The sequence below is a fragment of the Haloarcula sp. HT12 genome (assembly GCF_055271655.1).
The window spans coordinates 664,360-685,229 of sequence record NZ_JBUXKW010000001.1 but is presented as its reverse complement, the minus strand read 5'-3'; the positions used below and the strand labels follow the sequence as shown (position 1 = coordinate 685,229).

Genomic DNA, 20,870 nt, shown 5'->3' with positions numbered 1-20,870 from the left:
CCTTTCAATCATCCCGCCCGCCGGTCAGACCGTTACGTCCACGTCCTCGTCGGCTGCCTCGCGCCAGGAACGGGTCGGCTCCCAGCCAAGCAGTTCCGTGGCTTTGGCCGTCGAATACGCCGCAGCGTCTCCCTCGACCGTGCAGTCGTCCGGAACGCGACCGTAGTGCTCGCGCATGAGTTCGACCAGCGGCCGGCCCAGCGCGTTGTCCGGACCGACGCAGTTGAACGCTTCGTGCCCGTCGATCTCGCCCGTGAGCGCGGCTTCCACGAGATCGACCACGTCCCGCACGTCGACGTACGACCAGTAGTTGCCCGCGCCGGCCGCGAGGTCCTCGACGTAGTCAGCGGACCGACAGGGGTACTCCCCGGGGAGCTGTATCCACGAGGGGCGGATCGACGCCACGGAGATGCCGTCCCGGCGGACAATGGTCCTCCCGATTTCCTCGGTGACAACCTTCGAGAGGCCGTAGTCGTCCTCTGGCCGGAGCGCGTGGTCCTCGGTAATCGGGAGCTCGTCCGGCACCGGGGTCTCTTCGGCGAAGAAGAATCCGTACGCGCCGTCCGAGGAGCCCTGCACTACGTCAGCGCCGACGCGGCCGGCCGCCGAGAGGACGTTGTGTGCCGCGAGCGTGTTGTTCCGGAAGAGGTCCACGCCGGGGTGGGTGCCGGCCACCGGGATCGCAGCCCAGTGGACCACTGCGTCCGGATCGATGGCGGTGAGCGAGTCGAAGACGCTCCCGGCGTCCGTCAGGTCGAGCGCCCGGTACTCGACGGCCGGATGGCCTCCCTCGTCGGGGAGAGAGCGGTCGAGTACTGTCACCTCGTGCGGTCCGGCGAGTCGGTCGACGATCCAGCGCCCGGAACTGCCTCGGCCGCCGGTCACGACAACGTTCATATCTGCGCTGGAACCGCTGGCATCGAAAACGTGGTGGTGTGGCTGCCGCCGACGCGGGAGCGTCGCCCGGCCGTCTACAGATCGAGCCGGAACCGCTCACCGTGCGTGAACGTCGTCCAGCCGAGGATGCGCTCGTCCCGATGCGGTCGGTCGGGGTTGTCAATCGCCGCCTGTTGGGCCGAGACGTACGTCGGGACGTTCTTCACCGGCCGGCCGCTCTGTTTGAGCGTCTCCAGGTACGTGTCTTTCTCGTAGTACGAGTAGGCCACCTCGTACAGCGAGGACGCGGCCTCCTGTTTTCTGGCGGGGAAGCCGTCCGTGTTGACGAACCGCTCGGGGTCATCCTCGCCCATCGCTTCCCAGGCCTCTGGGTCGGCAACATAGGGTGCATGGGTGTCGAGAATCCGTTCGATAGCACCCCTGTCACCGCTGAATTTCTGGTACTCGTACAGTGTGGGTCCGTCGAGTTTATCGGCATAGAGCCGGCTGAGTTCCGCGGCGGTGACCAGTGCCTTCGCCGCGTACAGCGAGTACGCCAGGCTCGACGCGCGAATGATCTCGTTTTCCAGCAGGCCGTCCTCGCGGAGCTGGGTGAAGCCGTCTTCTCGGTTCCGCCGCATGGCCTTCCGGAACCGGTCCCAGTTCCGAAGATACACTGACCCGGCGGCGTGGGTCATCTCCTGCCAGTTGAAGATGTTCTGTTGGCCCATCTCGGTCGGAATCCCGTGGCCAACGTCGTCCAGAAACGTCCGGACCCACTCCTGCAGGTCGGCCTCCGTGCCGACACTGTCGTCGTCCCAGGCCTCGTGGCCACGGACGAGTTCCGCACCCCACCACATCTTCGGGAGCGTGATGAACTGCTCGATGCTGTTTGTTCTTACAGGGGCCATCCGGGTCTCCGCATTCAGGAACCAGTGATCCAACAGCTCGATGGCTTTCTCGGCGTACCGGTCCTCGTCGGTGTACTGGTAGGCGAGACCGAGATCCCGGATTCGGTCCCCGGTTCTGATAGCGGCGACGTAGTCTTTGCGCGCCTCGGGGTTCTCCGGACCTTTCGTTTTGAACTCGTGGCCGTCGCCGTTGTCCGTGACGCTCTCTGGGGCCGCCTCCATAGCGTCGCGGACATCGTCCATGAAGGCTTCGTAGGCCCCCGTCCACGGGCTGTCCCTGTTCTCGACGCGGGACCGTATCGCAGCCAGTGTGTCGAGATGGACGAACATTGCGGGCCCGCTTTCCTTAGTTGACTCGGATGCCCGTTGTGTCGGTGTCGGTTCCGTCTCCCGTGACGCGGTCTGCGGGTCCGAGTCCCCCGAGGAAAGCCCGGTCGAACAGCCCCCCAGCGCCGTGGCTGTCCCCGACAGGGCGAGCAACACGTCTCGTCGTGTCTGTCGCTGCACGAACAGTCAGTCAGCCCCTATCGGTTTAGTTAGGACCCGGCTAACCGGCGGATAGCGGTCTGTCCGCGATGCTCATGGTCACATAACTGTCGGTCGGCTAAATTGCGATATCTTTGAAATTTTCACCAGTCGCTACCGACATCGGTGCTGGCCCAAAGGCAAGATAGTTGGTCGCGCGTGGCTGACGCCATTGCATGACCGACTACTTCGAGATCCACGAGCGCGACAGCGCCGCGCGAGTGGGTGAGTTGCGCCTCGCCGCCTCCGTGACGACGCCGGCGCTGGTCGACGACGTGGACACAGCGACGCCGGGCGACTGCCGGCACGTCCTCGACGACGCCGGAAGCCACTGGCCCACCCAGCGGGACGACCCCGAGGGCGACGAATCACTCCTCACCGTCCTGCCCCACCGCGGCCTCCCCGCCGGAACGCCGGATGAAGTCGCAGCGGCGTTCGCCGTCGACTACCCCGACGTTGATTTCCCGAGCGCGGCCGTCGTCTCGCCCGATACCGCGACCGACCACGGCAGCGACGCCTACGTACTCGCCGGCGCACCCGGCTACGTCGGGCACGCCTCGGCGTTCGTCGAGGCTGTCACCACCGTTCGGGATGCTATCCCCGCCGACACCGCGCTATATCTCCCTGGCGTCGCAACGCCGCGTAACGTCGCGACGCTCGTCTACGCCGGTGTCGACCTCGTCGACCCCGACCGCGCCGTCGTCCGCGGGACCGAGGGTCGCTATCTCACGACCGACGAGGCGTACTTCCTCGAAGACCTCGATGAACTCCCCTGTGCGTGTCCGGCCTGCCAGCAGCCCCGCGCCGAGTTCGACCGCGAGGACTGCGTCGAACACAACGTCAACGTCCTCGCCGCGGAACTCCGGCGCGTCCGCCGACGGATCCGGGACGGCCGCCTCCGGGACTACATTGAGGGGCAGGCCAGACAGGACAACTGGCTCACCGCGACGTTCCGACGGCTGGACCAGGAGTACGGCTATCTGGAGGAGCGGACGCCACTCATCCGGCGGGCCGATCTCTCGGCGGCCAGCGACGACTCGCTGCGCCGCGTCGAGATCCAACGGTTCGCCGAACGGGTCACCGACCGCTACGTGCCCCGCTTCGATGACCGCCCGCTCGTGCTGGTCCCCTGCTCGGCACGCAAGCCCTACAGCGACTCCCAGAGCCACAAGCAGTACCACGACGCCATCAAGTGGCGTGCTCACGTTGTCTCGATGACCTCGCCCATCGGCGTGGTTCCGCAGGAACTCGAACTCACCTACCCCGCCCAGCACTACGACTCCGTGGTGACGGGCAACTGGACCCCCACCGAAATCGAGTTCGTCAGCCGCGTGCTCGAACGCTATTTAGAAGGCACCGACTACCCGGAGATTATTGCCCACGTTCCCGGCGAAGGCTACCGCGACATCTGCGAGCGCGTGGCCGATTCGCTGGACCGGGAGTTCACTTACACCGTCACCGACCACCCGACGACGGCGGACTCGCTGGGGAACCTCGCCGCCGAACTGGAGGGCTGGGATCGCTACCCGAAGCGGGAACGCGAACACAACACCGTCCGCGCCGTCGCGGACTACCAGTTCGGTGCGGGCGCGGGCGACGAACTGTTCAAGGACCTCTCGACGCAGGGCCGGTATCCGCAACTGCGCGCCGACGACGCCGACGGGGAGCAACTGGCTGCGCTGGCCCAGCAGTACGGCGTCCTCTCGCTGACCACCGCCGGGGCGCGGCGCTGGGTCGAGAGCGACGTGCCGACCAAGACCGTCGAAATCGAACCGTTCGTCCCCCACGGGTCGGTGCTGGCCCCGGGGATCACTGACGCCAGCGACGACATCCGCGTCGGCGATGACGTGGTGATTCAGGGTGACGCGGCCTTCGGCGTCGGGCGTGCCCAGATGAGCGGCCCGGAGATGCGTAGTTCCACGCGGGGCATCGCCGTCCAGATGCGCCACGTCGACGAGCAGTAGCTTCGGTTGCAGCCGTCGCCCCATCACCGCGCGACTTATCGGCCGAGCGGGGCAACGGCAGGTATGGACTGGTCGGGACGCCGCCGGTATCTGCCCGCGGTCGGGTTTTCGCTGTTGTTACTGGTTACGTCACTGCTCCCGGTTCCCGAGGGGGCAGGCGAGCAGGTCCCCGCACTGCTCGGTATCACGCTGGATAAGTGGGTCCACGCGGCGAGCTACGGCACGCTGGCGGCCCTGCTCGCTTGGGGCCGACGGGCTCGCGACGTGACCACTGTTGTTGCACTCGTGACCGTCTCCGCCTGCTACGGCGCGGGGGTGGAACTGCTCCAGGGGCTCGTCCCGTCACGCGGTGTCAGCGGCGCTGACTTCGTGGCTAACGCGGTCGGGGCCGTTCTTGCCGGGCTGGCGCGGCCCGCCGGTCCGACGCGGCTTCGGACCGGACCGACCCGCCCGCTCGGCGGTAACGAAGCGGCTTTACGCGCTCATCGGCTACCTCGCCCCAATGAGCAAGCCCAGTCCCGAGGTCTACGAGGAGGGCAAGGGCATGGACGCCCACAACTCCGTGATGCGCGACATCCGGTCGCGCAACGACTCGACCTACGACCCTCGCGAGCCGACCCGCGTGTGGCTCGACGAGGACAACACGCCGGACGGCGTCTACCAGAGCCTGACCATCATCCTGAACACCGGCGGCTGCCGGTGGGCCCGCGCCGGCGGCTGTACGATGTGTGGCTACGTCGCCGAGAGCGTCGAGGGCGGCAGCGTCGCCCACGAGGACCTCATGGCACAGGTCCAGCACTGCCTGGACCACGAAAGCGAGAACAGCGACCAGCAGAGCGGCCTGATCAAGATCTACACCTCCGGGAGCTTCCTCGACGAGCGCGAGGTGCCGGCGGAGACGCGCCGGGCCATCGCCGAGACGTTCGCGGACCGCGAGCGCATCGTCGTCGAGTCGCTGCCCGATTTCGTCGACGAGGAGACGGTCGGCGACTTCGTCGATGTCGGACTCGAAACGGACGTGGCGGTGGGCCTGGAGACGGCGACCGACCGCGTGCGACACGACTGCGTGAACAAGTACTTCGACTTCGCCGACTTCGAGGAAGCCTCCGAGGCGGCCAAGGCGGCCGGTGCCGGCGTCAAGGCGTATCTGCTGATGAAACCGCCCTTCCTCTCAGAGTCCGAGGCCGTCGAGGACATGAAGCGGTCGGTGCGGCGCTGTGCAGCCGTCGACGGCTGTCACACCGTCTCGATGAACCCCTGTAACGTCCAGCGGTACACGATGGTCGAGGAGCTGTACCACGACGGCGGCTACCGGCCACCGTGGCTCTGGTCGGTCGCCGACGTGCTGGAATCCACGGCCGACGAGGACGTCATCGTCGTCTCGGACCCCGTCGGCCACGGCAGCGACCGCGGCCCGCACAACTGCGGCGAGTGCGACGACAAAGTCCAGCGAGCAATCAAGGACTTCGACCTCCGGCAGGACCCGTCGGTGTTCGAGCAGGTGAGTTGCAAGTGCGAGGCGACGTGGGACGCCGTCATCGAGCGCGAACGCAGCTACTCGCTTCCGCTCGCCCGGTAGCGCTGTCGAACCGACGATCTGTGAGTGGGTTTGTGACAAACTGTCGACCAACCCTTATCCGGCTCTCGCACCTAAGACTGTTCGATATGACCCCCAACGGTGACCAGGACAGGCGCAGTTTCAATACACGCGGAACGCTCACGGAGTGTGACCTGTGCGGTGAACGGCGGCAATGCATCGACGACGACGGGATGGTCGCCTGTGCCGCCTGTCAGTCCGATCTGCTGCCGTCCGGCTGGGGCCTCTGAGAGCTGACGGACGCGACTTTTCTCGGCTCGATTACGATTCGTCCGACCCCGGCTGCTCGATAGCGGGGATGACGCCGACGGTTGCGGTCGCTTTGAACGAGGCGACGAGCTCCGCGCCCGCGGTGATGTCGAGTTTGTCGAGACTCGTGTCAGTCACCAGCGCGGACAGCGTCGTATCCGGGTCGATAGCCAGCGACACCAGCGCGATAGACGCGCCTTCCTCTATGTGTTCGACGGTGCCGGCGAACTGATTGCGTGCGCTCGTCCCTGCCGGTTCGGGCGCTTCCGGCGGTGCGTTCAGTGTTACCGTATCGGCGCGGATACCGACCTCGACGGCGTCGCCGGCCTCGGCGTCGGTGTCGACGATGGCCCGGACCGTCCCCGGCGGCGTCTCGACGGTCGCCAGTTCGCCGTCGCGGTCGACGACGGTCCCCCGGAGGACCGTTTCCGCTGCTGTCGCCACCCCGTCGAACTCGGCCTGGAGGCGCTGAAAGCGTGCTAGCAGTTGCTCGGCGGTGTCCGTGAGTTCGCTTCCGCCGCCGCCGCTGCCGCCCCGACTGCGGTCGACCAACGGGCCGAATGCCTCTTCGAGTTCGACGATGCGCCGCTGGGCGTGGGCGTAGGACCGCCCGAGCGCGTCCGCGGCGCTGTTCAGCGACCCGTGGGCGGCGACCGCCTGTAGGAGCGTCCGGTCGCGGGCGGTCAGCGCCACGTCGCCCTGCCCCAGTTGTACTTCGACGTCCGCGGTCGCGTCCATACTGCCACATGACCGTGTCCTCACAAAGGCGTTGCCGCGCGGGACCTGCGGCCCCGCCGAGGACCAGTGTGACAGACATCACCATCAACAATTAAGAACCCCGACCCCATCGTTATGTCTATGCCGATGCAACGCCGACGGTTCCTCGCCTCACTGGGGGCTGCCTCAGTGATTGGACTCGCTGGCTGCGCCGGCGAAGGCAACCCCAGTAGTTCAGCGACACAGACTGGTAACGGGGCGGCCGGGCAGTCGGGTGGGGCAGAGTCCGGCTCGGGACAGATCGGCGACGGCGAACTGGTCCTCGCTACGACGACAAGTACCTACGACACGGGCCTTCTCGACGCGCTCCACCCCGTGTTCGAGGAGAACTACGGCGTGACGATGAAGACTATCCCGAAGGGGACCGGCGCGAGTCTCCGGACGGCACGGGACGGTGACGCCGACGTGATCCTCGTCCACGCCCGCCACGCCGAGGATCAGTTCCTGGAAGACGGCTTCGGCGTCAACCGCCGGGACGTGATGTTCAACGACTTCGTCATCGTCGGGCCGGACGCCGATCCGGCGGGCATCAACGGGATGGAAAGCGCCACCGACGCGTTCACGACCATCGCCGAGAGCGAGTCGACGTTCGTCTCACGGGGCGACGATTCGGGGACGAACAAGAAGGAACTGCGCATCTGGGACGAGGCCGGCACGGACCCCAGCGGCGAGTGGTACCGCGCCGTCGGCAAGGGGATGGGCGATACGCTCGTGCAGGCGAGCCAGACCGGCGCGTACACGCTCGCCGACCGCGGAACCTTCCTCTCGATGGAGAACGAAGTCGACCTCGTGGTACAGGTACAGGGGCCGCTGAAGGACGGCCCGGTCATCCTCAAGAACCCCTACGGCGTGATGGCGGTCAACCCCGGGAAATACGACGATGTGAACTACGAGGCGGCGATGGCCTACATCGGCTTCCTGACGAGTCCGACCGGCCAGTCGATGATCGCCGACTACACCGCCAGCGGCTCACAGTTGTTCTTCCCGAACGCCATCGCCGAGGAGCCGAACTTCGGCCAGTACGTCCCACAGGGGTATACGGCACAGCAGGCACGTAGCCTCTCACCACGTGACAGGGAGTACCTGTACTGGGTCGACAAACAAGTACCGGCGGAGTACTGATCGATGATTCCACTGCAAGCACAGCTCCCGGACGGCGGCTGGACGTACGTCGTGAGCATCGTCATCGTCTCGCTGTACGTCAGCCTCACTGCCGTCGGACTGAGCACGTTGTTCAGCCTGCCTGTCGCGCTCGGTATCGGCTTCACCGATTTCCGCGGGAAGCGACTGGTCACGGCCGTCGTCAACACCGGCATGGGGTTCCCGAGCGTCGTCGTCGGGCTACTCGTCCTGATTCTCCTGTCCAACAGCGGGCCACTGGGGAGCCTCGATCTCGCGTTCACGCCGCGGGCGATGATACTCTCGCAGTTCGTGCTCGCGACGCCGGTCCTGTTGAGCGTCAGCCTCTCGGCCGTGGAGGGCGTCGATCAGTCGGTCCGCGACGCGGCCTATGCGATGGGCGGCACCAGGGTCGACGTGGGGCTGGCGGTCATCAAGGAGGCCCGCTTCGGCATCGTCACCGCGATTCTCGCCGGGTTCGGGCGGGCCATCAGCGAGGTCGGGTCGATACTCATCGTCGGCGGCAACATCGTCTACAGCGACGGCCAGTCCTACACCCGGACGCTGACGACGGCGATAACCGTCGAGGCACGACAGGGCCGCTACGAAGTCGGCCTCGTCCTCGGCGTGATACTCCTCGCGCTCGTCCTCGTTGTCAACGGACTCGGGTCGTGGCTCCGGAACCAGGGCCGGGGTGAGCGCTCGGTATGACGCTCTCCGTGACTGACGTAAACGCTGGATTTGGCGGTTCGACCGTTCTCCGGGACGTCTCACTGGCTGTCGAACCGGGCGAAGTCGTCACCGTCGTCGGTCCCTCCGGCACCGGCAAGACGACGCTGCTGCGCCTGCTCGCGACCTTCCGCCGACCCGATGCCGGAACGGTGGCGTGGGACGGCCGGGACATCTGGGCGATGGCCGACGACGAGCGGCTGGGCGTCCGCCGGCAGGTGAGTATGGTGTTTCAGGAGCCGAGCCTGTTCAACGCGCCCGTCCATCGGAACGTCTCCTACGGCCTGCGCGTCAGGGAGCCCTGGCAGGCCCGAATCCGCAGGGGGCTTCGCGAACTCATCGGCTCGTCACGACCCGCCGACACCGTCACGTCCGCGCTCGAAACGGTCGGGCTCGCGGACGCGGTCGACCAGAACGCGCTCTCGCTGTCCGGCGGCGAGGCCCAACGGGTCGCCTTCGCGCGGGCACTCGCCGTCGATCCGGCGGTCATGCTCCTGGACGAGCCCACGTCGAACCTCGACCCGCACAACACGGCACTGCTCGAAAACGCAATCGAGCGGGCGCGGGACCGCGGCGTCGGCGTCGTCGTCGCCACCCACGACATGCACCAGGCAAAACGCATCTCGGACCGCATGGCCTTCCTCCACGACGGCGAACTGGTCGAGACCGGCCCGCCCGAACAGCTGTTCGAGAACCCCACCGACGCCCGGACCGCACGGTTCCTCGACGGCGAACTGCTCGTCGGTGACCGGGGCGGGTCGCGTGCGCCACAGTCGCCGACAGCCGACTCCTAACTGGTGATTTCACTTACACTCCGGTAAGCGTGCGCTTATACGGCTTGACCCACAAAGTTGGAATAGGGACCGCCGGACTATGTCACACGCTCCGCTGGTCCCTTCCCCTTTGAAACGAAACCGGATAGCGATGCGACTACGCATCCGGTTCGAGTTTTCTGTACAACCACCGGCACTGAAAGCCGGAACTGCCGGCGTTACTCGGCGAAGCCCTTGAGCACGCCCTGCCCGTCGGTACGGCCCAGGTCCGAAAGCGTCGCCCGCTCGGGGTGGGGCATCATGACGGCGACGTGGTCGTCCTCGCCGGTGACCCCGGCCACGCTGTGTTTCGAGCCGTTCGGGTTCGCCTCGGGCGTGACTTCGCCCTCCTCGTCGCAGTACCTGAACAGCACGCGGTCCTCGGCTTCGAGTTCGTCCAGGTGGTCGTCGGAGATCTCGTAGCGGCCCTCGCCGTGGGCGATGGGGAGTTCGACGACCTCGCCTTCTTCGTACTGGCTGGTCCAGGGCGTGTCGGCGTTCTCGACGCGGAGGTGGACGTGTTCACACTGGAACCGGGCGCTCTCGTTGGTCGTGAACGCGCCGGGAGTCAGTGACGACTCGCAGCCGATCTGTGCGCCGTTACAGATGCCAAGTACCGGCGTCCCCTCGCTTGCGGCTTCGCGGACTTCGGCCATGATCGGCGAGCGGGCGGCCATCGCGCCGGCACGGAGGTAATCGCCGTAGGAGAAGCCGCCGGGGAGGACGACGCCGTCGACGTCCTCGGGGAGGCCGTCCTCGTGCCAGACGAGTTCGGCGTCGAAATCGAGCGACTCCAGGGCCTGGACGGAGTCGCGGTCGCAGTTCGAGCCGCCGAACTGGATGACGGCGATAGTCACGCGAGCCACCTCCGTGTGGAGAGCGTGAGCAGGGAACGGGAGGCGAGCGAGGGCACCGAGCGAGCGGGAGTGACTGAGGTCACAGCGACCACTCCGTGTGGGAGCAGAGTATCGCCGTCAGTTTCGAGGCGATGGTCATTCTGCTTGCGCCACCTCGATGTCGTAGTCGTGGATGGTGGGGTTCGCCAGGAGCCGCTCGGCCATCTCCTCGGCGCGTTCGGCCGCGTCCTCGGCGCTGTCGGCGTCGAGGTCGAGTTCGAACACGTCCGCCGAACGGAGGTCGTTCAGGTCGAAGCCGAGCCGTTCGAGCGAGCGTTGTGTCGTCTCGGCCTCGGGGTCGAGGACGCCCCGTTTGAGCCGGACGGTGACGGTCGCGGTAAAGGCAGTCATTACTGGCAAGCGAGCGGGCAGCGGAGAAAACGCTTGTGTTCTGCCACCAGTATCAGGTCCCGGCGCTGACCGGCGTCCAGTCTGACGGCTGGTCGCGCAGCCCCTTGACACGGAGTTCGAGGTCGCCCGCGTCGGCGCGAACGTCGACCCGGCCGTCGAAGAACTGCGCCACGCTTTCGACGACCTGCGCCTCGTGGGCGTTCGGGTCGACCACGCAGACGCCGAGGCCGTCCGCGGTTCCGATCCGGCCGGTGATGGTGTTGAGAAACCGGTACACCGTCCTGACGTCGTCGCTGTAGACGAGCAGCGGCGTCAGCGTGATAACCCCGGTCCGGACCCGCGTGTAGCCGCTGGCGTACGTCGATTCGTAGTGGCCGGAGTACTCGATACCGATGCCGGTCAGGTCCGCCGGCGTGCTGACCGAGGACACGCTGTCTTCCGGCAGGTCGCCGCTCTCCTGTGCGCAATCGATGACGCGCACCCGGTCGCGGTCGAGCACGCCACCGTGGCGCTCGAAGTCCTCCAGCATCGTCGTGGCATCGCTGTCCGTCGCGACGAGGACGGTCCCACCGTCGGCATCGGAACTACAGAGCAGTCGCAGCCCCACCTCCCGCGCGCCGCTCAGAACAGGGCCGGTCACGAGCAGGCTCGTCCCCGGGTCGACCGGGTTCAGCGGCAGTCCCTCGAACGTGTATCGGTCGTCCCCTCGCTGTGACATCAGGGATCCCTCCGGAGCCGTCGTCGCAACAGCAGCTGTTCCTGGACCTCGTCGGCGAACCGCCGGAGGTCGTCCAGTTCGGTCTGCGTGTAGCGCCGCGGCTCGCCGTCGGTACAACAGACCGCGCCGATAGCGTTCCCGTCCTCGTCTGTGATTCGGACGCCGGCGTAGGACCTGATATCGAGCCGGTCCAGTTCGTCGACCTCGGCGAAGCGAGGGTCCTCGTGGGTGTCCTCGACGACCATCGTCTCGTCCGAGAGGATCGTGTGGGTGCAGATAGAGTCCTCGCGGGAGAGGGTCCGCCAGTTGGCTCCCTCACACGCCAGGAACCGCTCCTCGTGTTCGTCCATGAGGCCGACGAAGGCCACGTCGATGTCGAAGTGGCTGGTCATCAGCGCCGTCAGCCGGTCGAACGCGTCGATGGCCGCCAACTGGTCGACGTCGTACCGCTGGACAGCAGCTAGCCGCTCCGTCTCGGTTTCCGGCACGGGATAGGCCGCCTGCGTCACCTCGGCGGCAGCCATGGCGGCGACATCCGCAACCCGCTCCCGGGACTCCGGAACCGTCCGCGGCACGTACTCGACGACCTGTTCGGGACCGCCGCGGGGAAGGGCCGACGGCGCGTGTTCCGTATAGAGGACCACCACACAGTCCGGGTTCACCTCCCGGACCGAATCTACCACGTCGAACCCGTCCCCGTCCTCGAAGTCGAAGGCCGTCACAACGCAGTCAATCGACCGGTCAAGGACTCCGTCCAGCGCACCGACGGACCCGACCGACTCGACAGCGAGCCCGGTCTCGGCAAGCGAATCGGCCGTCTCCGCCCGCTCGTCGGCGTCCGGGTGGGCGCAGAGAACGGTCGGCGAATCACTCATCACGGCCGTACATACGCGGACGGATACACAAAGCGTTGGTGTCCAAGCTGTGCGGAAAACGAAGGCTTTTGCCGAGGGACTGCCGACTCTGGGGCAAATGAATCACGACGCTGTCCGGTGGTGGGTACCGTGACGCGCGGTCTAACCGAGATTACGGTCGTCGGCGAGGACGACACGGGGCTCATCGCCGAAGTGACCTCGTTGCTGTTCGAGCGCAGTATCAACATCGAGGACCTCGACCAGGCCGTCCGAGAAGGCGTCTTCCGGATGACCATGCGCGTCGACACGTCCGAGATGGTGACGACCGAGGAGAAGCTCCGCGAGGACCTCACCGAACTCGGCGACGAACTCGGCGTCGACGTGCAGGTGCGGTTCCCCGCCGACCGCGAGACCCAGACCATCGCCGTCCTCGTCACCAAGGAGTCACACTGCCTTGAGGCGCTGTTCGAGGCCTGGGCCAACGGCGACCTCGGAGCCGACATCGAGGTGGTCATCGGGAACCACGACGACCTCGAACCGCTGGCGGCGAAATACGACGTGCCGTTCCACGACATCGGCGACGAGAAGGGGACGCCCGACGAGCAGCAGCTGCTCGACCTGCTCGCGCAGTACGACGCCGACCTCATCGCCCTGGCCCGGTACATGCGTATCCTCTCGCCCGACGTCGTCTTCCGTTATGAGAGCCGTATCATCAACGTCCACCCGAGCCTGCTGCCCGCCTTCCCCGGCGCGTCGGCGTACATGCAGGCCATCGAGGAGGGCGTCCGCATCGCCGGCGTCACCGCCCACTACGTGACGACGGATCTGGATCAGGGACCGATCATCACGCAGCGGGCGTTCAACGTCCCCGACGACGCCACCGAAGAAGAGCTCCAGCGGATCGGCCAGCCGCTGGAAGCCGAGGCGCTCATCGAGGCCATCAAGCTCCACCTCAACGACGAAGTGAGCGTCCACCGCGGCCGGACGAAACTCCGGGACCCCGAGGAGACCTCGGCCCAGCTGGGCGCACCGGAGAAACTCGACCAGTTGAACCCCGACCGTCCCATCGACGGCCTCGGCGAGTTCGTCGCTGAAGACGGTGAGGTCGAGGCGGACGATTAGGCCGGCACGGGCCGCGGTGTGGGCGTGTCCGAGCACGTAGTCGGCTGGTTCGCGGCAGCCGTCGGCCGCGAAGTCGTGTCCGGACTGAACACAGTCGCTGTTGGGTTCATACCGCTGAGCACCCTCCCTCTACAGAATGTTAGGTGACGGCGATACCGCTCCGGGTTTTGAGTTGCAAGGCTACGCCGACGGCACAATCGACTGTACGACTGGATTGATGCCGGCAACTGGGTCGTACTCACGTTCTACACGTTCGATTTCAATCCGATCTGTACCGAGGGGGCCTGCCTCGCTACGGGACACGGAGTTCTTCCGGTTCGAGGACGATCTGGGGCTGCTCGACGTCTACGGCGACAGCGTGTACGCTCACCAGCGGTTTGTCGACGAACACCACATCAATTACCCGCTGCTGGCCGACACTGACCGGACGGTCGGCGAGCAGTACGGTGTCGTTCACGACGAACCGACGGAGGGCATGGCTCGCGCACACCAGCGGTCGCTGTTCGTCATCGACAGCGACCGGCGCATCCGGCTCGCGGTGGCCGTCGACGCCGATTCCCCAGCGGACATCGACCTCGCTCCGCTCGTGGACACGATACGCGAACTCCGGGCGTAGTGGGGTCGCCACCGCTATCCGACGAGTAGCGACAGTATCGTCGCGACAACCATCAGCACGAACAGCAGGACGAGCATCCAGAACATGAAGCGGTCGGCTCCCTCCATATCGTGAGTGGTTCGACTCGTGTTACAAAAACCACACTCCGGTCGCCCGAGCCGTGGTGCGGGTCAGTCGAGATACGGTCTGGCACGCGACAGCAGGTCGAACCGGTCGACGAGTCGCTCCGCGGCGACGAACGCAGCGACCCCGATTGCTACGCCGGCAACGGTATCCGAGAGGTAGTGCGTGCCGAGATAGACGCGTGAGAACGCGATCATCGCCGCGAGGCCGGCCACAGCGCCGAAGGGCAGCCGCGGCGACCGTCTCGCAGTCATCGCAAAGACCACCACGGCGGCCGCGTGGCCGGAGGGAAACGACGTGGCGATGCTTTCGGCATCCCCGGTCATACACACCGGACCCGGCGGAAACGGCCGTTGAACCGTCCGCATGAACACCCCGACGACCACGCCGGTCAGCGCCAGCGCCACGGCGGCCGTCAGGAGTTCTTCCGTCCAGTCAGCCAGGTAGAACAGGCCGAGGAACACCACGGCCGCGGAGGCCGAACCGAGCCCGGTCACCGATGTCAGGACCTTCGTGACGAGGGGACCGCGGAGGTCGAGTATCAGCGAGACGGTGCGCTCGTCGATTTCGACGACGAACTCGATGGCGTCCGCGACGAACTGCTCCATACACGCCTCGCAAGGACTGCCGTGGTATATCGCCACTGGGATGTGGTGGAGACGAGGAGAGGTCGCAACCCGACAGCGAGGTATCGCAGACCAGCTGGTCGCACGGTTACTGGTCGGTCACAATATCTGCTCTGGACCGGCGCTCGGCCACGAACACGGCGGCAAGCGTCACCCACAGGAGCACGTCCAGATAGAACGACGGCGTGCCGAGATAATACCAGACGAAGGAGCCGGGCGGAAGCGCCAGCGGGTCCGGTGAAACCCTGAGCGGCCAGCCGAGAAACACCGCGTCGCCGGCCCGTCCGTTGACGACGACGTGGAGCACGTCGAGCAGGAGATGCGAGGCCCAGCCAACAGCCGCGGCGCGTCCAGCGCGGCCCGACAACGCGACCGGCACCACGAGAACGAGCAGCAACCCGGAGTGTCCGACCGAGTGAAAGAGGTCGACGACGCCGAGCAGGCCAAGTGGCTTATCCACCACGTCGGGCAGCGCCGCGCCGACGACGAGCCACCACGGCGACAGCCGCGTCACTCTGCTCAGGAGCACGGCGGCGACGAGGTGAGTCGGAAAGAGCACGTCCCATCGTAGGTGCGGCGTCGTATATCAGTCCTGCTCGCCCGCAAGCGGTTCGGGCAATCGCCCGCTGATAGCGAGGAGATCGCGGCCGAACACCAGCAGCGACGGCGCGAGCACGAACGGCGCGACGGTCCAGACGAACGACGTCGGCACTGTCGGGACCAGCGCCACCGTAATAAACGCCATCTGGACGCCGGCGAGGTACTTGCCGAGATTGCTGTCCGGCGTGTCGTACACCGGCCGCCCCTGGTACCGTCGCCAGTGGACGCCGGCCAGGAACACGTATCGAGCGGCCGATATCGAGAGGTACCAGACGGGTAGCTGGCCCCACAGCACCGCGACCAGCGGCGCCGCGACGAAGCCGAAGGTGTCGAAGGCCATGTCGAGGCGGGCGCCCAGCTCCGTCTGTTGCCCGACGCTCCTGGCAACAGCGCCGTCTATCCGGTCAAGCACCGCGCCGGCCCCGTAACAGACTGCGGGAACCCACGCGAGATCGGTAGCGGACGGCACGACGACGAACCCCGCGACGACGGCGTACAGCCCACCGCGGAGCACCGTGAGACTATTGGCGAGACCCGTGAGCCGGCCGGCGACCTGGGGCGTACCGACCGAGTGGCCGGCGTACCACAGCTGGCCGGCCCAGCAACAGCCGGCGATAGTCGCCGGGTGGAACACCCACCGGAACATCTCGTTCGAAGGAAACAGGCCCCGAAGCAGGGCGGCGAGCACGAGCGCGCCGATGACCGGCATCGCCACGCGCAGTCCGACCTGAACGGGCAAGTCACCGTACCGTTCGGCCATCGCCACCTCCCGCTGTCAGTCGTTTCGAACGGAGTGCAGGCCACAGCAGACGACTATGTCCGGTCATTCAGCTGGCCGTGTAACAAGTTCGCGTCCAGCACGTTTAAACGCAGGACCAAATCAGATAGTGCCGGTCAGGACTGCTGGCGGAGCAAGGCGACGAGGACGGCGATGAGCACGACCTGGGCGATTTTGTCGACGGCACCCAGTGTGCCGATATCGCCCGGGAACGACTTCGGCATCGTGACAAAGTTAACGTAGTACCAGACGATGATCTGGACCAGCGTGAACGGGATGCCGACGGCGTACACCGTCCGGCGTCGGTAGTCCACCAGCACGAGCGCGATGGCACCGAGAAAGCCCAGGCCGGCGAGGATGAAACTGATGCCGATCCCCGAGGGAGCCAGCCTGACCCCGAGCAGGAGGTGGATCACCGCGGAAACCAGCGCGGCGACGATACCCGTCCATTCGAGTCCACCCAGTGACGCGGTCCGGAGGGACAGCCCCTGTGTTTCGGCTGTTGCCATACCTGTCCCTTTGGGTGTCTGTCACATAATCGTACTGCCAGAAAACGCGGCTCATCGCTCGAAGTCCGGATCCCGGAGCTCAGCGATGCGCTGGCAGTCGTCGGCGCTGAGGCGGTGGGCGGCCGCGGTCAGGTTGGACGCGATGTGGCCCCGGCTCGTGCTCGACGGGATCGGCACGACGCCCTGGGTGACGTTCCAGGCCAGCACGACCTGCGCCGGCGAGAGATCGTGGGCCTCACCAATCTCCCGTAACGCCGGTTCGTCCAGCAGCCCGGGAGCCGAAAGCGGCGAGTGGGCGACCACCGCGATATCCTGCTTCTGACAGAACGCGATGAGGTCCCCCTGTGGCTGGTATGGGTGGCGCTCTATCTGGACCACCGCCGGCCGCACGCTCCCGGTGTCGAGGATGGTCTCTAACTGGGACTGCGAGACGTTACAGATTCCGAGAGTTCTCGCCCAGCCCCGCTCGTGGACCGCTGTCAAGTTCTCCCAGGCCTGTGCCAGCGAAATGTCGGCCGTCTCGATCTCGCCCGCCTCGTTCTCGGGAAAGGTCAGCGCCTCCTGCTCTGCGACCGGCTTCTCGGCGAGGCGCGTCAGCGGCCCGCGGTGAGCCCACGCGTCCGGCCAGTGGAGCATGTAGCAGTCGAAGGCGTCGATTCCCAGTTCGGAGCGGCTGCTCGCACACGCCTCGATGAGGTGCTCTCGTCGGTGGTTCGTCCGCCAGACTTTCCCCAGGATCGTGAGGAATTCGCGGTCGGGTGACCCCGGCGCAGCCAGCAGATCGCCGATGCGGTGTTCGTTGCCGTACAGTTCGGCGCTGTCGAGCAGGCGGTAGCCGGCATCGAGCGCCGTTTCGATGGAGTCGGTTCGTGACACGTACTCGCCGTCCCGATAGCGCGAACAGCCGAAGCCAATGGGTGGGAGGCGGAGCGATGCTGTCCCCTCGCTCTGGCACTCGGTGTCGCCCGTCCGACGCTGCGCTCCCCTGCCGACAGGATCCGGCAGTGGCGTACTCGTCGCACCGAAGTCCCGGACAGCAACAGGGCCACCGGATTCTGCGGCCGACTCGATGGCGTTACAGATCGCGACGACGTGTGCGCCGCGGTGACCGGTCGCACGGGACGGATCGCCGCGTTCGACGCTCGCCGCAAGCCGTTCGATACCCTCTACGTACGTGACTGGCTGGGTCGGCGTCTGTGGTGGAACGGGCGTGTACTCCCGGCCGATTCGACCGAACTGCACGTCGTCGGCCGCCGTGTCCATCGCGCCAGTGCCGGCCAGATACAGGCTCCCGTCGTCGCCGTGCAGTTCCAGGCCGTAGAACTCCCGGCCCCGATGGGGGGCGTAGAAACTCGCGGTCAAACGGACGACCGGGCCGGTGGTAAATTCGAGCGTGGCCTCGACGTGGCTCGGCACCTCGGGCCGCCGGGACTCCCGGGCCGGCCAGATGTCGAGGGCGTCGGCGACCCGAACGCGCTCGACGGGGCCGAACCAGGCGACGAGCAGCGCGAGGGGGTACACCCCGCCGTCGTACAGCGGCCCGATCTCCAGAAACGACGCCGGCCGGTCGTGCCAGTCGGTGACTCGGCCGACGTGGGCGTGGGCGTAGCCCAGTTGCACGGGGCCGAGTCGCCCGTCCGCGAGCAGGCGGCCCGCTCGCCGCTGTGACGGCCCGCGCTCCGGTTCCGGGGCACAGCCCAGCGCGAGGTCTCGCTGCTGTGCCAGCGTCACCAGTTCTTCGGCGGTATCGGCATCCAGCGCCAGCGGCTTCTGCGAGTAGACGTGGCGGTCCGCGTTGAGCGCGGTTCGCGTCACCCTTGCGTGGGCGGCGTGGCTCGTCAGGTTCACCACGAGCGGTGCGTCGACCTCCGTGAGCGCCGTGTCGAGATCGGTGAACGACGGACAGTCGTGTTCGGCAGCGAGGGCTGCCGCACGCTCCTCGTCGAGGTCGCAGACGCCGGCGAGCGAGAGGGAACTGGCCGACGACCCGGCGGCGTACTCCTGTGCTATCGCCCCGGCGCCGACGAACAGGCAGTCCACATGCACACCGCGGCTGGCGCGCATAAATGTCTCCCGCCGATGGCGTTTTGCCCCGGCCGCCCTATCTCGAATTGTGACGGAACCGGGCATGAGCCGGCTGGGGACCGCCTACCTTCGAGTGCTGCAGGCGGTCGGCCGGCGGCTGGACTACGGGACGAACGTCTTCGACCGCGAGTGGGACGTCCTCGTAGTTCTCGACGCCTGCCGGGCGGACGCGCTCGGAGCGGTCACCACCGAGTTCGATTTCCTCGGCGGGGTCGACGCGATGCGGTCGGTCGGCAGTTCCTCCTCCGAGTGGCTCGAAAACACGTTCGTCGGACACCCGGAGACGGCGCGGACGGTGATGGTCACCGGCAACACCTGGACCGACCGGTATCTCGACGCCGACGCCTTCGCGGCGCTCGACGAGGTCTGGAAGTACGCGTGGGACGACGACCTGGGAACGGTTCCCGCCGCGGCGGTTACCGACCGGACTATCGCTCACGCCCGCGAGCGAGACCCCGAGCGGCTGGTCGCCCACTACATGCAGCCCCACCATCCCTTCGTGCCGGACCCGGTGGCCGGCGACGACGGCCTGGCCCGGACCGGGAGCCACAGCAACACCGGGAACCCGTGGGTGTTGCTCCGCCGCGGCGAGGTTTCCGTCGAGCGGGTCCGCCGGGCCTACCGGGCCAACCTCCGGCACGTCCTGTCTGCGGTGGCGACGCTGCTGGAAAACGTCGACGGTCGCGTCGCTATTACGGCCGACCACGGGAATCTCTTCGGCGAGTGGGGGCTGTACGGCCATCCGATGGCGACGCCCGTGCCGGCGCTGCTGGCGGTGCCGTGGACGACGACGAGGGGGACCGACCGCGAAACGAGGTCGCCGGCGCTTGACCCGCCCGAACCGCTCCCAGTATCCCGTGTCTACGGTGCCGACGGCGACCAAGAACGGCTTGACGCGCTGGGATATCTCTGAGCACGGATACCTTTTAGTCACAGTAATCCTCGTTGACAGACGTGCAACGCCCGACGATTCGCGGATCCAAACCCCCGGACGGGACGGCACACGAACAGGGCGCTCCCGCATCCACAGGTGGAGTCCCCCGATGACCGGCCGGGCGCTGTATTTCACCGACCCCTACACCGTCGAGATTCGGGAGACGTCGGTACCCGACCCCGGCCCCGAGGAAGTCCGCGTTCGGGTCCGGCAATCGGGTATCAGCCCCGGTACCGAACTGCGGGTGTACCGCGGGGAGTTCACGCCCGGCACGACGGCCGACGAGACCATCGCCGCGCTGGACGAACCCTTCTCGTACCCGCTGCAGTACGGGTACACCGCCGTCGGCGAGGTGACCGCCGTCGGCGACGACGTGGCCGAGGAGTGGCTGGACCGGCGGGTGTTCGCGTTCCAGCCCCACGCGAGCCACTTCCTGACCGACCCGGAGACGCTGATTCCGACGGAACTCCCGCCGGAGCAGGCGCTGTTCCTCCCGAACACCGAGGCCGCGACCAACTTCGTCATGGACGCCCGGCCGCGAATCGGCGCGCGGATCGTCGTGTTCGGCCAGGGCCCTGTGGGGTTGCTGACGACGAAACTACTCGCCGAGTTCCCGCTCGCCGAACTGGTGACTGTCGACCGCTACGAGAACCGGCGGCAGCTCTCGGAGTCGTTCGGTGCCGACCGGTCCGTCGCGCCCGGCGAGGCGGCCGGGGCGCTCCAGGACGGCGCCGACATCGCCTTCGAACTGTCCGGGAACCCCGACGCGCTCGACAGCGCAATCGACGTGACCGGCTTCGCGGGGCAGGTCATCGTCGGCTCGTGGTACGGGTCCGAGGAGGTCAGGCTGACGCTCGATGAAGCGTACCACCGCAGCCACGTCCGGGTGCGGAGCAGTCAGGTGAGCCGCATCGACCCGGACCACACCGACCGCTGGGACAAGGACCGCCGGATGGACGTGGTACAGTCGTGGCTCGCCGACGCCAACCTCGACGGTCTGCTCACCCACCGGTTCGACATCACCGAGGCAGCCGACGCCTACCGCCTGCTTGAGGAACGCCAGGACGAGGCGATACAGGTCGCGCTCACCTACGGATGA

General features: G+C 66.9%; 21 protein-coding genes and 2 pseudogenes. 11 read left to right on the top strand and 12 right to left on the bottom strand.

Features of this window, described 5'->3' with window-relative positions; genetic code table 11:
* Positions 1-24: 24 nt before the first annotated feature.
* Positions 25-897, bottom strand: coding sequence for an NAD-dependent epimerase/dehydratase family protein (locus tag ACY9XZ_RS03620; RefSeq protein WP_463455701.1), 873 nt, complete (start codon positions 895-897; stop codon positions 25-27).
* A 74-nt stretch (positions 898-971) separates the two neighbouring features.
* Positions 972-2,117 (bottom strand): alginate lyase family protein, encoded by a 1,146-nt coding sequence (locus ACY9XZ_RS03615; RefSeq protein WP_463455988.1) that lies wholly within the window; start codon positions 2,115-2,117, stop codon positions 972-974.
* Positions 2,118-2,488: 371 nt separating this feature from the next.
* Here ACY9XZ_RS03615 and arcS point away from each other — a divergent pair, with 371 nt between their 5' ends.
* The 4 genes and pseudogenes from arcS (at position 2,489) to ACY9XZ_RS03595 (ending at position 6,103) form a co-directional block, all read left to right on the top strand.
* A complete protein-coding gene (arcS, locus tag ACY9XZ_RS03610) occupies positions 2,489-4,276 on the top strand; it encodes an archaeosine synthase subunit alpha (RefSeq protein ID WP_463455700.1) in 1,788 nt (595 codons plus the stop codon).
* A gap of 63 nt (positions 4,277-4,339) precedes the next feature.
* Positions 4,340-4,740, top strand: a pseudogene (locus ACY9XZ_RS03605) (VanZ family protein).
* 38 nt (positions 4,741-4,778) lie between these two features.
* Positions 4,779-5,855 (top strand): archaeosine biosynthesis radical SAM protein RaSEA, encoded by a 1,077-nt coding sequence (locus ACY9XZ_RS03600; RefSeq protein ID WP_463455699.1) that lies wholly within the window; start codon positions 4,779-4,781, stop codon positions 5,853-5,855.
* Positions 5,856-5,941: 86 nt separating this feature from the next.
* Entirely contained in the window at positions 5,942-6,103 is a 162-nt protein-coding gene (locus ACY9XZ_RS03595; RefSeq protein ID WP_463455698.1) for a hypothetical protein, read from the top strand.
* A gap of 31 nt (positions 6,104-6,134) precedes the next feature.
* Here ACY9XZ_RS03595 and ACY9XZ_RS03590 read toward each other — a convergent pair whose 3' ends face one another.
* Positions 6,135-6,860 carry a TOBE domain-containing protein gene (locus ACY9XZ_RS03590; protein WP_463455697.1) on the bottom strand — a complete coding sequence of 242 codons (726 nt, stop codon included), beginning with the start codon at positions 6,858-6,860 and terminating at the stop codon, positions 6,135-6,137.
* A gap of 120 nt (positions 6,861-6,980) precedes the next feature.
* On the opposite strand from ACY9XZ_RS03590, the gene ACY9XZ_RS03585 reads away from it, so the two are divergent.
* The 3 genes from ACY9XZ_RS03585 to ACY9XZ_RS03575 are packed head-to-tail and all read left to right on the top strand — an operon-like array spanning position 6,981 to position 9,541.
* Positions 6,981-8,021, top strand: a complete 1,041-nt coding sequence (locus ACY9XZ_RS03585) for an ABC transporter substrate-binding protein (protein ID WP_463455696.1) — start codon at positions 6,981-6,983, stop codon at positions 8,019-8,021.
* Positions 8,022-8,024: 3 nt separating this feature from the next.
* Positions 8,025-8,729 carry an ABC transporter permease gene (locus ACY9XZ_RS03580; protein WP_463455695.1) on the top strand — a complete coding sequence of 235 codons (705 nt, stop codon included), beginning with the start codon at positions 8,025-8,027 and terminating at the stop codon, positions 8,727-8,729.
* Positions 8,726-9,541 carry an ABC transporter ATP-binding protein gene (locus ACY9XZ_RS03575; RefSeq protein WP_463455694.1) on the top strand — a complete coding sequence of 272 codons (816 nt, stop codon included), beginning with the start codon at positions 8,726-8,728 and terminating at the stop codon, positions 9,539-9,541. Before ACY9XZ_RS03580 ends, ACY9XZ_RS03575 begins: the two co-directional genes overlap by 4 nt.
* Before the next feature lie 197 nt (positions 9,542-9,738).
* Here ACY9XZ_RS03575 and purQ read toward each other — a convergent pair.
* The 4 genes and pseudogenes from purQ to ACY9XZ_RS03555 all read right to left on the bottom strand — a co-directional run.
* Positions 9,739-10,437, bottom strand: a pseudogene (gene purQ, locus ACY9XZ_RS03570) (phosphoribosylformylglycinamidine synthase I); the annotation flags it as partial.
* A gap of 114 nt (positions 10,438-10,551) precedes the next feature.
* On the bottom strand, positions 10,552-10,806 hold the full coding sequence (purS, locus tag ACY9XZ_RS03565; RefSeq protein WP_014039492.1) for a phosphoribosylformylglycinamidine synthase subunit PurS: 255 nt from the start codon (positions 10,804-10,806) through the stop codon (positions 10,552-10,554).
* A 52-nt stretch (positions 10,807-10,858) separates the two neighbouring features.
* Positions 10,859-11,524 (bottom strand): DUF7504 family protein, encoded by a 666-nt coding sequence (locus ACY9XZ_RS03560; RefSeq protein WP_463455693.1) that lies wholly within the window; start codon positions 11,522-11,524, stop codon positions 10,859-10,861.
* A complete protein-coding gene (locus ACY9XZ_RS03555; RefSeq protein ID WP_463455692.1) occupies positions 11,524-12,399 on the bottom strand; it encodes a GAF domain-containing protein in 876 nt (291 codons plus the stop codon). The genes ACY9XZ_RS03560 and ACY9XZ_RS03555 overlap by 1 nt, the downstream gene beginning before the upstream one ends.
* A 120-nt stretch (positions 12,400-12,519) precedes the next feature.
* On the opposite strand from ACY9XZ_RS03555, the gene ACY9XZ_RS03550 reads away from it, so the two are divergent.
* Together ACY9XZ_RS03550 and ACY9XZ_RS03545 are read left to right on the top strand one after the other, a co-directional pair.
* Entirely contained in the window at positions 12,520-13,500 is a 981-nt protein-coding gene (locus tag ACY9XZ_RS03550) for a formyltetrahydrofolate deformylase (protein ID WP_463455691.1), read from the top strand.
* A gap of 217 nt (positions 13,501-13,717) precedes the next feature.
* The gene (locus ACY9XZ_RS03545; RefSeq protein ID WP_463455690.1) at positions 13,718-14,116 is read left to right on the top strand and encodes a redoxin domain-containing protein; all 399 of its coding nucleotides are present in this window, start codon (positions 13,718-13,720) and stop codon (positions 14,114-14,116) included.
* A 170-nt stretch (positions 14,117-14,286) separates the two neighbouring features.
* Here the strand turns inward: ACY9XZ_RS03545 and ACY9XZ_RS03540 are convergent, their stop codons facing one another.
* From ACY9XZ_RS03540 to ACY9XZ_RS03520, 5 genes are all read right to left on the bottom strand, one after another.
* Positions 14,287-14,847 (bottom strand): phosphatase PAP2 family protein, encoded by a 561-nt coding sequence (locus ACY9XZ_RS03540; protein ID WP_463455689.1) that lies wholly within the window; start codon positions 14,845-14,847, stop codon positions 14,287-14,289.
* A 106-nt stretch (positions 14,848-14,953) separates the two neighbouring features.
* Positions 14,954-15,424, bottom strand: coding sequence for a metal-dependent hydrolase (locus tag ACY9XZ_RS03535; RefSeq protein ID WP_463455688.1), 471 nt, complete (start codon positions 15,422-15,424; stop codon positions 14,954-14,956).
* 27 nt (positions 15,425-15,451) lie between these two features.
* Positions 15,452-16,225, bottom strand: coding sequence for a CDP-alcohol phosphatidyltransferase family protein (locus ACY9XZ_RS03530; RefSeq protein WP_463455687.1), 774 nt, complete (start codon positions 16,223-16,225; stop codon positions 15,452-15,454).
* Between the two features lie 134 nt (positions 16,226-16,359).
* Positions 16,360-16,752 carry a DUF7475 family protein gene (locus ACY9XZ_RS03525; RefSeq protein ID WP_463455686.1) on the bottom strand — a complete coding sequence of 131 codons (393 nt, stop codon included), beginning with the start codon at positions 16,750-16,752 and terminating at the stop codon, positions 16,360-16,362.
* Positions 16,753-16,803: 51 nt separating this feature from the next.
* Positions 16,804-18,792, bottom strand: coding sequence for an aldo/keto reductase (locus ACY9XZ_RS03520; protein WP_463455987.1), 1,989 nt, complete (start codon positions 18,790-18,792; stop codon positions 16,804-16,806).
* Positions 18,793-18,880: 88 nt separating this feature from the next.
* Between ACY9XZ_RS03520 and ACY9XZ_RS03515 the strand changes: the two genes are divergently transcribed.
* Positions 18,881-19,750 (top strand): alkaline phosphatase family protein, encoded by an 870-nt coding sequence (locus ACY9XZ_RS03515; protein WP_463455986.1) that lies wholly within the window; start codon positions 18,881-18,883, stop codon positions 19,748-19,750.
* A gap of 130 nt (positions 19,751-19,880) precedes the next feature.
* Positions 19,881-20,870 (top strand): zinc-dependent alcohol dehydrogenase, encoded by a 990-nt coding sequence (locus ACY9XZ_RS03510; protein WP_463455685.1) that lies wholly within the window; start codon positions 19,881-19,883, stop codon positions 20,868-20,870.

Bases quoted from the DNA above. Each gene is read 5' to 3' on its own strand.
- ACY9XZ_RS03620 (WP_463455701.1), bottom strand. From the start codon at position 897: ATGAACGTTGTCGTGACCGGCGGCCGAGGCAGTTCCGGGCGCTGGATC.
- ACY9XZ_RS03615 (WP_463455988.1), bottom strand. From the start codon at position 2,117: ATGTTCGTCCATCTCGACACACTGGCTGCGATACGGTCCCGCGTCGAG.
- arcS (WP_463455700.1), top strand. From the start codon at position 2,489: ATGACCGACTACTTCGAGATCCACGAGCGCGACAGCGCCGCGCGAGTG.
- ACY9XZ_RS03600 (WP_463455699.1), top strand. From the start codon at position 4,779: ATGAGCAAGCCCAGTCCCGAGGTCTACGAGGAGGGCAAGGGCATGGAC.
- ACY9XZ_RS03595 (WP_463455698.1), top strand. From the start codon at position 5,942: ATGACCCCCAACGGTGACCAGGACAGGCGCAGTTTCAATACACGCGGA.
- ACY9XZ_RS03590 (WP_463455697.1), bottom strand. From the start codon at position 6,860: ATGGACGCGACCGCGGACGTCGAAGTACAACTGGGGCAGGGCGACGTG.
- ACY9XZ_RS03585 (WP_463455696.1), top strand. From the start codon at position 6,981: ATGCCGATGCAACGCCGACGGTTCCTCGCCTCACTGGGGGCTGCCTCA.
- ACY9XZ_RS03580 (WP_463455695.1), top strand. From the start codon at position 8,025: ATGATTCCACTGCAAGCACAGCTCCCGGACGGCGGCTGGACGTACGTC.
- ACY9XZ_RS03575 (WP_463455694.1), top strand. From the start codon at position 8,726: ATGACGCTCTCCGTGACTGACGTAAACGCTGGATTTGGCGGTTCGACC.
- purS (WP_014039492.1), bottom strand. From the start codon at position 10,806: ATGACTGCCTTTACCGCGACCGTCACCGTCCGGCTCAAACGGGGCGTC.
- ACY9XZ_RS03560 (WP_463455693.1), bottom strand. From the start codon at position 11,524: ATGTCACAGCGAGGGGACGACCGATACACGTTCGAGGGACTGCCGCTG.
- ACY9XZ_RS03555 (WP_463455692.1), bottom strand. From the start codon at position 12,399: ATGAGTGATTCGCCGACCGTTCTCTGCGCCCACCCGGACGCCGACGAG.
- ACY9XZ_RS03545 (WP_463455690.1), top strand. From the start codon at position 13,718: ATGCCGGCAACTGGGTCGTACTCACGTTCTACACGTTCGATTTCAATC.
- ACY9XZ_RS03540 (WP_463455689.1), bottom strand. From the start codon at position 14,847: ATGGAGCAGTTCGTCGCGGACGCCATCGAGTTCGTCGTCGAAATCGAC.
- ACY9XZ_RS03530 (WP_463455687.1), bottom strand. From the start codon at position 16,225: ATGGCCGAACGGTACGGTGACTTGCCCGTTCAGGTCGGACTGCGCGTG.
- ACY9XZ_RS03525 (WP_463455686.1), bottom strand. From the start codon at position 16,752: ATGGCAACAGCCGAAACACAGGGGCTGTCCCTCCGGACCGCGTCACTG.
- ACY9XZ_RS03515 (WP_463455986.1), top strand. From the start codon at position 18,881: ATGAGCCGGCTGGGGACCGCCTACCTTCGAGTGCTGCAGGCGGTCGGC.
- ACY9XZ_RS03510 (WP_463455685.1), top strand. From the start codon at position 19,881: ATGACCGGCCGGGCGCTGTATTTCACCGACCCCTACACCGTCGAGATT.